3 protein-coding genes and 1 rRNA gene are annotated in these 13,428 nt (G+C 38.3%); all 4 read right to left on the reverse strand.

Annotation, left to right across the window (positions count from 1 at the left end):
• Positions 1 to 6: 6 nt before the first annotated feature.
• The 4 genes from PCI70_RS09705 to rrf all read right to left on the reverse strand — a co-directional run bounded on the left by PCI70_RS09705 (position 7) and on the right by rrf (position 13,424).
• Entirely contained in the window at positions 7 to 10,683 is a 10,677-nt protein-coding gene (locus PCI70_RS09705) for an ESPR-type extended signal peptide-containing protein (protein WP_269915136.1), read from the reverse strand.
• A gap of 261 nt (positions 10,684 to 10,944) precedes the next feature.
• Positions 10,945 to 12,231 carry a 16S rRNA (cytosine(967)-C(5))-methyltransferase RsmB gene (gene rsmB, locus PCI70_RS09710; RefSeq protein WP_269915137.1) on the reverse strand — a complete coding sequence of 429 codons (1,287 nt, stop codon included), beginning with the start codon at positions 12,229 to 12,231 and terminating at the stop codon, positions 10,945 to 10,947.
• Positions 12,228 to 13,196: a methionyl-tRNA formyltransferase gene (gene fmt, locus PCI70_RS09715; protein WP_269915138.1), complete on the reverse strand. Its 969-nt coding sequence runs from the start codon at positions 13,194 to 13,196 to the stop codon at positions 12,228 to 12,230. Before fmt ends, rsmB begins: the two co-directional genes overlap by 4 nt.
• Before the next feature lie 113 nt (positions 13,197 to 13,309).
• A 5S ribosomal RNA gene (gene rrf / locus PCI70_RS09720) occupies positions 13,310 to 13,424 on the reverse strand.
• Between the last annotated feature and the right edge of the window lie 4 nt (positions 13,425 to 13,428).

Raw genomic sequence — 13,428 nt, forward strand, 5'->3', positions numbered from 1 at the left:
CTTGGATTAGTTAATTACACCACTAATACCAACACGTACTAGTGGCGAACCTTCTGTACCACCTGCAATACCACCTGTCATAGACCAGCGACCGTTGTCTGCTGTACGACGTAAGGTTGCACCAACAGCACCTTGGTTATTGTAGTAAGACGCACCTGCTGCATATGTCCATTTACCTGCAACATATGGCGCATTTTCAAGCGCAGCTGTTGCAGCAATACCCGCAGAAAGCTTGTCTTCAACTTTGTTAATACGATTATTTGTATAAGCAAATGCCTGATTAACTTTGTTTTCAACATTTCCAACACGGTTATCAACAGCCGTCAATGCATCACCCACATTATTGTAGCTTCCATTTGCTACATTATATGTTGGAGCAGAAACCTGACCATCAGATCCAACTGCCGCACCACCACCTAAGTAGGTTGCAACATTTGTATTAGCTGTATAAATTTGTCCGCCATTTACAGCATCACCAGAATCTTTCTGAATTGCGCCATTTGCAACATTTGTTACTTTTTGACTACCAGCATCTACACCTGATGCAGTTACAGAAGCACCCGTTTTGTTCCCACTTGCATCATTAAAATGTAATCCAGATGAGTTAACAATCGTTGAATTTCCTGCACTGTCTGTTGCCGTTACACTGTCAACAGATAGATCTTTTGCGGTTTCAACTTGGTAATTCGTACTGCCATCTGTATTTTGACCCTCGGTAACAGTGATATTTTTGCCTGCACTCACTGTTGATTTGGCCTTGGTTGCAGCTGTATTAACGCTTGCAATCGCATCGTTAATATTATCTTTACCTGTACCACCAACATTGCTTGTCGTTACAGTACCGTCTGCATTAACAGTTGTATTACCACCAATTGCATTTGCAACACTACCTGATACATTTGCAAGTTGATTACCATTAACAGCGTCTTTAGAGCCCGCTGTAACTTTACCATCTGCGACACCTGTTAACTGACGAGCACCGTCTGTACCCGTAAAGTCAACAACTGTACCACCTGTATCTTTAGCAACTGTAATTGGCGCAGTATTGTTTTCTTGTTGTACAAGACCCGCTTTACCATTATTTAAGTTGGTTACTTGGTTTTGTACTTGATCTAACTGCCCTTTATTCACAGCATCTGTGGTGTTAGTGCCTGCTGCCACATTTGTTACTTTCTGACCACCTGCATCAATACCAGACGCATTTACAGATGGACCAGTCACATTACCATTTGCATCATAGAAGCTTAAGCCTGCTCCTGTTAATGCAGTACCAGTGCCTGTCGCTGTTTTTGCTGTAATGCCTGAAGCATTAATAACGACATTGTTTCCAGCTTGATCTTGTAACGTAGTTGTTGCACCGTAATTTGCAACATTATTATTACCATCAGCTACTTGTGTACCTGTTGCACTCAGTACAGTCTTATTTCCTGCACTATCTTGTGAAGTCACGCTATCTATATTGAGATCTTTAGCTGTTGCAACTTGATAGTTTGTGCTTCCATCAGTATTTGTGCTTTCAGCAATCTCAATATTGTTTCCTGCCGTAACAGTAGATTTGGCTTTTGTTGCCGCAGTCGTAGTGTTCTGAATGGCTGTATCTAATGCTGATAGAGCATCACCTACATTATTATAGTTATCACTTGCAACATTATAACTTGGAGCAGTCACTTCACCATTAGAACCAACGGCAGCGCCACCACCAAAGATATTTGCAATCGCTTTTGTGCTTGTATCTAACTTATTATCTACAGCTTTAAGTTGAGCTACATTCACAGCATCACTATTTTGTGTACCTGCTGCAACACCTGTAATTTGGCGATAAATACCATTATTTGCATCACCAACAGACACTGCACCCGTTGTAGATTTAGTTGCCTCAATTGCAGCAACATCATCTTGATTTGCAATATTTAGGCTATAGCCAACAACATCTGCACCTGTACGTGCTGCCGAATTTGTTCCCAATACTACAGAACCTGCAGTTGTATTAGTGACGTTATTGCCTAGTACAAATGTATCATCTGTAGAAACAGTGTTGTTATTACCCACAGAGTAAGAGCTATTTCCATTGATTACAGATGGATCACCAAAAGCACCTGAATTATTACCAGATACCGTATTGCCTGTACCAATGCTAATGGATTGTGTACCTGATGCTGTTGCACCATGACCAATTGCCACAGATGAAGCACCTGAAACATTTGAACTTTGGCCAATAACAACAGAATTCGTTGCATCTGTACTTGCTTGCGTATTATGACCTAATGCAATTGTACTTGTTGCACCATCTTTAATAATCGCATTAACACCTATTGCAGTTGAGTTTTCTGCACCTGCACTTGAGTCATTAGTACTACCGACCACACCCGCTTCTGTCGTACCATTTGTATGTGAATATTTCACACCTTCTGTATTCATTTTCTGGACTGTTTGACCAATCGTTAAACGATCAGTTGTCTCTTGTCCACTCTTATCATAAGTTAAGAACAATGAGTCAGAATTTGAATTATTTGGGTTCTTATTGACAATTTGATTACCAATATTGATTTGATTGCCTTCACCATCTGTCACATTTGTGACATTTTGGCTGAGTACAGAATCTAACTGTCCTTTGTTTACAGCATCATCAGGATTAACACCATTTGCAACATTAGAGATACTTGTACCACCACTTGTTACAATGTTATTTCCTTTAGAATCTTGGCCTGTTTGTACTGGCGTACCCTTACCGTTTCCTGCTGCAATTTTATCGTAGTTTGGTGTGCCATCATCATTTTTAGCATACTGAACTGCATTGTCAGATAATGTACTTAACTGACCGCCGTTCACAGCATCTTTAGAATCTTTTGCAATTGCACCATCTGCAACATTGGTAATTTTTTGATTACCCGCATCAATTCCTGATGGTTTAATGCTTGGTGTATTTGCAACGACGTTACCATTGCTATCCACAAAACTTAGACCATTTTGATTTAATAGCGTACCATCTGCATTTACGCTATCAAAACTTGAATTTTTGTCTAAGTTCACTACAAGATTGCCATCTGCATCAGTCATCGTTTTGATGTTATCTGCACTATATTCAGTATCAGCTTTAGCACCATTACCTTTAATCGTTAGCGTCTCACCTAAATTTTTATGAACGTTATTTCCTGAGTTTGCTGCAAAATTTAAGCCTGCTTTGGTGATGTTAGAAGTTGCATTTTCTGTTGCCTGCTTAACTTGACCCTCAGTTGCTGCACGATCTGCAACTACATTGTTTGGATCCCACGTAGTGTTAGTTAAGCCAGTTACAACACCATCTTTACCGTTGATCGCAACAGGGTTTTTGCCTTCACCGACTGTGATGCTATCTGCACCAACAGTCGTTTTCGCACCCTCTGTATTTGATACAGTAGTACCTGCAGCTGTTGTAGAGGTGTTATTACCATCTTTATCGGTAACCGTTGAACCTGTAGCATTGGTGACTGTGCTGTTGCCTGCTTTGTCAGTCTGCTTCGCTTGTTTAGCACCATAGTTAGCTGTGTTGCCGTCTTGGTCTGTAACTGTCGTGCCTGCTGTATTTAAGACCGTACTATTACCATTACCATCATCTGCAGTAACACTTTCAATGTTTAAGGCTTTTGCAAGTTTAACACTTAAGCCATCTGTTCCATTGGCAATAACACCAATGTTGTTATCTGTTAACTTCGACTCATCTGTAACACCACCTGTTACAGCCAGCTTTTGTCCTAAGTTACGCGCAACATCTTTACCTGTATCGCCACCAAATGTAATTGGCTTCACAATCTCATCGTTTAGGCTACTTAACGCATCACCCACATTATTGGCTGGAGTTTTGCTCGAACCATCTGCTGCTGTAATGTTGTATGTTGGTGCACTTACAGTTCCTGTTGATGGATCATAGGTAGAGCCACCGCCTAAATTGTTTGCAGTGCTATTACCCAAATTATTTGCTTTGTCATCTGATGATTTTGCCAGTTGATCTAACTGACCTTTGTTTACAGCATCGTCAGGGTTAACACCATTTGCAACATTAGAAAGACTTGTACCACCACTTGTTACGATGTTGTTTCCATTTACATCTGTACCTATTTGAGCTGGTGTACCTTTACCATTCCCTGCTGAAATCTTGTCGTAGTTTGGTGTGCCATCATCATTTTTAGCATACTGAACTGCATTGTCAGATAATGTACTTAACTGACCACCGTTCACAGCATCTTTAGAGTCTTTTGTAATAGCACCATCTGCAACGTTCGTCACTTTTTGATTACCTGCATCAATTCCTGCTGACTTAATGCTTGGTGTATTTGCAACGACGTTACCATTACTATCTACAAAACTGAGGCCATCTTTGTTTAGTAACGTACCACCTGTATTAATGCTGTCAAACTTAGCATTCTTATCAATATTAACAACTAAGTTACCATCTTTAGAAATGGTCTTAACATTTTCTGCACTGTATTCAGTATCTGCTTTTGTACCGTCGCCTTTAACTGTTAACGTTTCACCTAGTTTCTTCGCAATCGTATCGCCTGAGTTACCTGCAAAGTTTAAGCCTTTGTTAGTTAAGTCAGTTGAAACTTGTGATACTTGTCCTTCTGTAGCTGCACGATCTGCAACTACATTGTTTGGATCAAATGTAGTGTTGGTTAATCCGGTTACAACACCATCTTTACCATTGATCGCAACAGGGTTCTTGCCTTCACCGACTGTGATGTTATCTGCACCAACAGTCGTTTTCGCACCGTCTGTATTTGATACAGTAGTACCTGCGGCTGTTGTAGCGGTGTTGTTACCATCTTTATCGGTAACCGTTGAACCTGTAGCATTGGTGACTGTGCTGTTGCCTGCTTTGTCAGTCTGCTTCGCTTGTTTAGCACCATAATTAGCTGTGTTGCCGTCTTGGTCTGTAACTGTCGTGCCTGCTGTATTTAAGACCGTACTGTTACCATTACCATCATCTGCAGTCACGCTTTCAAACTTAGCATTCTTGTCAATATTAACAACTAAGTTACCATCTTTAGAAATGGTCTTAACATTCTCTGCACTGTATTCAGTATCTGCTTTTGTACCGTCGCCTTTAACTGTTAACGTTTCACCTAGTTTCTTCGCAATCGTATCACCTGAGTTACCTGCAAAGTTTAAACCTTTGTTAGTTAAGTCAGTTGAAACTTGTGATACTTGTCCTTCTGTGGCTGCACGATCTGCAACTACATTGTTTGGATCAAATGTAGTGTTAGTTAAGCCAGTTACAACACCATCTTTACCATTGATCGCAATAGGATTTTTGCCTTCACCGACTGTGATGTTATCTGCACCAACAGTCGTTTTCGCACCATCTGTATTTGATACAGTAGTACCTACGGCTGTTGTAGAGGTGTTATTACCATCTTTATCAGTAACCGTTGAACCTGTAGCATTGGTGACTGTGCTGTTGCCTGCTTTGTCAGTCTGCTTCGCTTGTTTAGCACCATAGTTAGCTGTATTGCCATCTTGGTCTGTAACTGTCGTACCTGCTGTATTTAAGACCGTACTGTTACCCTTACCATCATCTGCAGTCACGCTTTCAAACTTAGCATTCTTATCAATGTTAACGACTAAGTTACCATCTTTAGAAATTGTCTTAACATTTTCTGCACTGTATTCAGTATCTGCTTTTGTACCGTCGCCTTTAACTGTTAACGTTTCACCTAGTTTCTTCGCAATCGTGTCGCCTGAGTTACCTGCAAAGTTTAAGCCTTTGTTAGTTAAGTCAGTTGAAACTTGTGATACTTGTCCTTCTGTGGCTGCACGATCTGCAACTACATTGTTTGGATCAAATGTAGTGTTGGTTAATCCAGTTACAACACCATCTTTACCGTTGATCGCAACAGGGTTTTTACCTTCACCTACTGTGATGTTATCTGCACCAACAGTCGTTTTCGCACCGTCTGTATTTGATACAGTAGTACCTGCGGCTGTTGTAGAGGTGTTGTTACCATCTTTATCAGTAACCGTTGAACCTGTAGCATTGGTAACTGTACTATTACCTGCTTTGTCAGTCTGCTTCGCTTGTTTAGCACCATAGTTAGCTGTGTTGCCATCTTGGTCTGTAACTGTCGTACCTGCTGTATTTAAGACCGTACTGTTACCCTTACCATCATCTGCAGTCACGCTTTCAAACTTAGCATTCTTGTCAATGTTAACGACTAAGTTACCATCTTTAGAAATTGTCTTAACATTTTCTGCACTGTATTCAGTATCTGCTTTTGTACCATCGCCTTTAACTGTTAACGTTTCACCTAGTTTCTTCGCAATTGTGTCGCCTGAGTTACCTGCAAAGTTTAAGCCTTTGTTAGTTAAGTCAGTTGAAACTTGTGATACTTGTCCTTCTGTGGCTGCACGATCTGCAGCTACATTGTTTGGATCAAATGTAGTGTTGGTTAATCCGGTTACAACACCATCTTTACCATTGATCGCAACAGGGTTCTTGCCTTCACCGACTGTGATGTTATCTGCACCAACAATCGTTTTCGCACCGTCTGTATTTGATACGGTAGTACCTGTAGCATTGGTAACTGTGCTGTTACCTGCTTTGTCAGTCTGCTTCGCTTGTTTAGCACCATAGTTAGCTGTGTTGCCATCTTGGTCTGTAACTGTGGTACCTGCTGTATTTAGGACCGTACTATTACCATTACCATCATCTGCAGTCACGCTTTCAATGTTTAAGGCTTTCGCAAGTTTAACACTTAAGCCATCTGTTCCATTGGCAATAACACCAATGTTGTTATCTGTTAACTTCGACTCATCTGTAACACCGCCTGTTACAGCCAACTTTTGTCCTAAGTTACGAGCAACATCTTTACCTGTATCGCCACCAAATGTAATTGGCTTCACAATCTCATCGTTTAGGCTACTTAGCGCATCACCCACATTATTGGCTGGAGTTTTGCTCGAACCATCTGCTGCTGTAATATTGTATGTTGGTGCACTTACAGTTCCTGTTGATGGATCATAGGTAGAGCCACCGCCTAAATTATTTGCAGTGCTATTACCCAAATTATTGGTTTTATTATCTGCTGATTTTGCTGTTTGATCTAATTGATCTTTATTTACAGCATCCGTCCCATTTTCTCCTGCTGCAAGATTAGTAATCTTCTTACCAGCCAAATCAGCACCATCTTTAGTGATACTTGGACCGTTAGTAATTTTTAATCCATCACTAGAGATTGTGGTATCACCTGCTTTTACTGTTGTAAACTCTGGCGTATCTGTTGTTGCAACCGTAATATCATTGCCTGAACGAGAAATTTTTATATTTTTCCCATCTTTAAACTGAACAGTGTCGCTCGATTTTACAGCAGATGCAGTATCACCATTTGCCTGTAATTTAAAAGTTTGTTTTTGAAGACTACTGATATCACCCGCATTTTGAGTCACATTTTGATTTGTTGTATAAAGCTGGCTACCATTGACTGCATCTTTAGAATTAGCCGAAATATCGCCATCTGCTACATTGATAACTTTTGTATTGTTTGCATCAATTCCCGTTGGTGTTACGCTTGGACCATTGGTAATTAATAATCCATCATTTGATAATAACGTAGAGCCTGTAGTAACACTGCCATTTGGGCTTAAATCTAATTGGTTACTTAAATTGAACTTAATTTGATTATCTACACCCTTAGTAATTTTAATATTTGAATCGCCATTACTAAAGTCTATATTTTCACCTAGATTGACATGGTCTTTTGTAGTATTACCCTGTGCACTAATACTGAACCCTTTATTACTTAGGCTCGTAATTGCATTATTTACATCACCAGCATTTACAGCATGTTTTGAGTTGGTAGCCTGTGTTATATCTCCAGCGCTTGCAACATTAGTAATTTGTTTATTACCTGCGTCAATCCCTGAAGCTGTCATACTTGGACCATTATTAATGGTCACACCGTTATTATTAAGTGTTGTATTGCCTGCTTTTACGCTATCTATATCAAGATCACGATTTAAACCATATTGAATAGTATTACCATTTTTTGTAACTGTTAGATTTTTTTCATTATCAACAGTGCCAATATCTACTGTATCACCTGGTTTTACAGCTTGGGCATTATTACCATTTGTTTGAAATGTAATACCTTGGTCTACTTTGTTATCTAAAGCAGAAAGTTGAGCAACGTTTACTGCATCACTATCTTCTTTACCTGCTGCTACACCTGTGATTTGACGATAAATGCCATTTTGTGAATCACCAACACTCACAGCACCCTGTGTCGATTTTGTATTTGCAATACGTGTTTTATCATTATCAGATGCTTGTTTCTGTGCAAAACCTTCTACTCCAGAAGCAGCATAAACCGCAGAGCCTTCGCCTAATGCAACAGAACCTGTTGTTGTTTTAGTCACGTTATTACCAACAACAAATGTGCTATCAGTATCAATTGTATTGTTATTACCTAAAGAGTAACTATTTTTTCCATTTACAGTTGTTGGGTCACCAATTGCACCAGAATTTTCGCCATTTACTGTATTTTCTGTACCAATACTAATAGATTGTTTGGCAACTGCTTTCGCTTTATTACCTATTGCAATTGCATTTTCACCAGATGCATTTGAACCTGCATCTGAGGTTTCACCCGAACCAATCGCAACAGCATTTTTACCAGAAGATTTAGAGTTGATACCCACAGCAACTGCACCATCACTTGATGCTTGAGAAACAGGGCCAATTGCTAAAGCACCTTTACCTGCTGATTCTGCACTTGCACCTAGTGCAACAGATGCAGTTCCTGATGCATTTGAAGTTAAACCTAAAGCCGTTGCAAAGGAACCTTTAGCAAGTGATTGTACACCTAAAGCTGTTGCTCCCTCGCCTGCTTCAGTATTTCTATACTGTTTTTTTACCAACTCTTTACCAGTGATACTTTTAAAGTCTTCACCTGAACTATCGATTACAGCATTAACATCATCACCACCAATTGCAACGCTTGAATTACCCGATGCCGTTACATTTGCACCTAAAGCTACAGCCTGATTACCTGAAGCTGTGCTTTGTGAGCCAATTACAATAGATTGTTCATTATTTGTATTATTTGCATCTTTACTTTGAATAGATGCACTTTCACCAATAGCAATACCACGTTTACCAGGTGCTTTTGCCCCATCACCAATTGCAATTGCCCAATCTCCTGTTGCAGAAGAGTTGGTACCCTGCGCTATAGAGCTTTTATTTGCTGCACTTGCACCATTACCAAGTGCAATAGTATTTATATTTTTACCTTTAGAAGCAGTGCCTAAAGCAATAGAGTTTTCACCAGAAGCTGTAGCTCCTGAGTTTGCCGTTTCACCTGCACCCATTGCAACAGAATTTTTACCCGTAGAGGTGGTATTGATACCAACTGCAATTGAACCATCATTCGTTGCTTTAGAGACAGGACCCATTGCCAAAGACCCACGCCCTTCAGAATCAGAATATGTACCCAAAGCAAGAGATGCTAAACCTGTAGATTTAGCTGCTAAACCATAAGCGGAAGAAAATGCACCTTCTGCTTTAGCTTGTACACCAGAAGCGGTAGAACCTGCACCCGATGCTGTTGTTGGAATATAGACATTTTTTTGTAAAGTTTGACCTGTCAAGCTTGTGTAGTCACTTCCATTAGAGTCAATTACTTTGTTTACGTCATCACCCCCAATTGCAACACTTGAGTTTCCAGAAGCCACAACATTTGCGCCAATGCCAACTGATTGGTCACCAGAAACATCCGAAAAAGCACCAATTGCAATAGATTCAGCATTCTGAGTAGATGTTTTACTATCGGTAGAAGCACCTTTACCCATTGCAATTGATCTAACACCAAGCGCTTTAGTTTCTTGACCTAATGCAATTGAACTTACGCCACTTGCTGCTGCGTTATAACCTTGCGCAGTACTAAAGTCGCCTGTTGCCTTCGCCAATGTACCTTGTGCAATTGCATTTTGTGCTGTTGCTTGCGTTTGCATCCCCTGAGCTATAGAAGCAGTACCAGTTGATTGTGCTTCTGTACCAATAGCAATTGCATCAGTTCCTGATGCTTCTGTGTGAGTATCGGAGTATGTAGCCTTACTATTTGTTGCAGCACCAAAAGCTAAAGAACGTAATCCACTCGCTACACTTGACTGACCAATTGCTGTAGATTTATCACCTAAAGCACTAGCAGTAGAACCAATAGCATTAGCTGATAAGCCAGAAGATACACTCTCTCGCCCAAATGCTAGACCAAAAGAATTAGAAGATAAGCTATTAATACCTAGAGCAATACTTCCATTATAGCTTACTGCATTTGCACCTATTGCAATTGCACCAAATGTATTACCATTATTTAGTGCTTTACTTTCAGCACCTATTGCAACACCTACATTTGTTTGTCCATTTGCATTATTTCCAATTGCAACAGCGCCTGTCATTGCATCAGTTTTACGTGTTGTTAAATTTGGGTTTTGCCAAGAAATAAAACTAGCTTTAGTTGAGTTTGCTGTTGCACCATCTCCTAAGGCTACTTCAGGGTTGGCAAATGCATTTACTGAAAACGTAATCATTGCTACAGTAGAAATAGCAGTTACAATTGCACGAGTACTCTTCTTTTGAGATTTAACTAACTCTGAAGCAACTACCCATACACCTAAAGAGGAATTCCAAACAATTCGATAGACTTTGTTCACAACAAATAACCTTTTCTACATTTTTTTTACATTATTTAAATTATAGTGTGTTTACTATGAGAACTACTTCACTTTTTTTGAAAAAATTGCTTAATTTTGTTAAAAAAATATAGGTAATTATGTAGGTTATAAATTAATATTATTAATTACAATAAGTTATATTGATTATATTAAAAGCACAAAGATACAATATTTATACATATTTTTATAATAGATTTGTAACTAGTCCCAAAAAAATATATGGAACTAGTTATTGGCAAATTACTTTTTCTCTAAAATACAATAGTAAAAGCCATCGCCACTTTTACTGTCTAAAGGTAATAATTGGCGTCCGTGCATCTGTTTAATCCCCCAATCATCACTTATATGTAATTCCTCAGCATCTGAATTTAAGTTTAAAAAATTTTGTATTTGCTTTTCATTTTCTACTTTTAAAAGTGAGCACGTTACATAAACGAGCTTCCCACCTACTTTTAAATTTTTCCACATATTGGTCAAAATTTGACTTTGTAAGGTTACAATATTTTGAATATCTTCAGGCTTCCTTAGTAATTTAATATCTGGATGTCTTCTAATTACACCTGTTGCTGAGCAAGGTGCATCCAAAATAATACAATCCACTAGCGCATCAGATGTCCAAGTAATCCCATCAATAGCTTGAATAGAAACATTATTCCCTAATAAATTTAACCGTTCTAAATTTTCTTGAACTTTAGCTAACCTTGCTTCATCTTTGTCTAAAGCCCACAATTTTTTAATATCATATTTTTCTAATAGATGTCCTGTTTTTCCACCTGGTGCAGCACAGGCATCTACAACATTTTGAGAATCTAACTCTAAACTTAGCTCACCACATAATTGGGCATGCTCATCTTGAACAGAAAAATATCCTTCTTCAAAAAAAGGAAGTTCAGAAATACTAACCGATTGTTTTATACGTATCGCTTGCTTAGAAAATTCACATATTTCAGCTAGAATTCCTAAATCAATTAATTTTTTAAAATAACTATTACGATCTATTTTTCTTTGATTAATACGCAATGTCAAAGGTGCTGTTTGTTTTAAAGCTATACATAACTGTACATAGCTTTCTGACCAATCTTTTTTTAGACGTTTAGCTAACCAACTTGGTAAACCATGATGGTTATATAGAAGCTCTTTAAATTTCTCTTTTTCATTAGTTGATTTACGCAATATAGCATTAATTACACCGCTTAATGGTTCGTAACCTAATTGCTTCACTGCTGTTACTGTTTCGGAAATTGCAGCATGACTTGCTACATTTGTACATAGAGTTTGATATAGTCCAACATAAAGACTTGTTTCTACTATGCTGTTATTAATCGGCTTTACTAATAATGGTAAAGCAATTGCTTTTAAACTGTACCATTGTCTTAAGGTACCTAATACAAGCTCATGAAACAAACCTTTATCTTTGTGATCTAGCTTATTAAGTTCAGAGTTAAGGATATTCGCTAAAGACTTACCTTCTTGGACTTTAACCAAAGTAAGAATCACTTTAGCTCTCAAGTTATAATTGTTTTTCATAATTGCTGTCCAACTTGTAATTTATTGGCCTGTTGAATTTGTAAGCTATTTAAAGGTTTACCACCAGCCCACTGTATACATGTTAAAAGTAAACAACTATCATCCCCACATTTTACTTTAACACCTAATTTATCTATTTCTATAATTTCTCCAATTTTATATCGCTCGATATCAATTGATTTTTTATCAATAACACAAGCAGACCATATTCTTAAATTTTCTTGATTAGCCAACTTAATAAAACATACAGGCCAAGGGTTAAATGCCCTTACTTTTTTTTCTATATCATAAGCACTTAATTGAAAATTAATCTCAGCTTCTGTTTTAGTAAGCTTATGTGCATAAATAACTTCACAATCATCTTGTTTTTTAGCTGCCTCTAAAAAATTAATAAATATTTTTTCTGACTCCAAAACATTACAAATTGCTTCTGCACCTTGTACAGCTAACTTATTATGCAAAGTATTACTTGTATCATGAGCTTCAATGTCACAATTTTTTTTATAAATCATGTCACCAGTATCTAAACCTGCTGCCATTTTCATAATTGTAATACCTGTCTTTGTATCACCTGCCTCAATAGCTCTATGAATAGGTGCAGCACCTCGCCACCTTGGTAAAAGAGAAGCATGTATATTGATACAGCCATATTTGGGCATATCTAAAATTATTTGGGGTAAAATTAAACCATAAGCAGCGACGATCATTAGATCAGCATCTAGTTCTTTTAATTCTTTTTGTGCTAATAAACCAAACTCTGTTGAAGACTTAAAATTTAGAGGTTGATATATAGGTAAATTCGCTTCTTGAGCGACTATTTTTACTGCTGATGGTGTAATTTTTTGGCCACGTCCTGATTTTCGATCAGGTTGAGTATAAACTGCTACTACTTCATGATTAGTTTTTAAAAGTGCTTTAAGTGCTACTGCTGCAAATTCAGGCGTGCCAGCAAAAATAATTCTCACAAATATTCTCTAGAATTCTAAAATATTTCAAATTATATCATTGATTCTTATAGGACTGATTCGATTTTTATAAGCATAAAAAAAGCCCCTCATTGAGGGGCTTTAGAATAATGAGCTGGCGATGACTTACTCTCACATGGGTAACCCCACACTACCATCAGCGCAAAGAGGTTTCACTTCTGAGTTCGGGAAGGGATCAGGTGGTTCACTCTTGCTATGGTCGCCAGCACAA

Source organism: Acinetobacter sp. HY1485 (assembly GCF_027568475.1).
GTDB lineage: Bacteria > Pseudomonadota > Gammaproteobacteria > Pseudomonadales > Moraxellaceae > Acinetobacter.

Excerpts from the sequence above, each read along its gene's own strand:
- rsmB (WP_269915137.1), bottom strand. The coding sequence starts at position 12,231 with ATGAAAAACAATTATAACTTGAGAGCTAAAGTGATTCTTACTTTGGTT.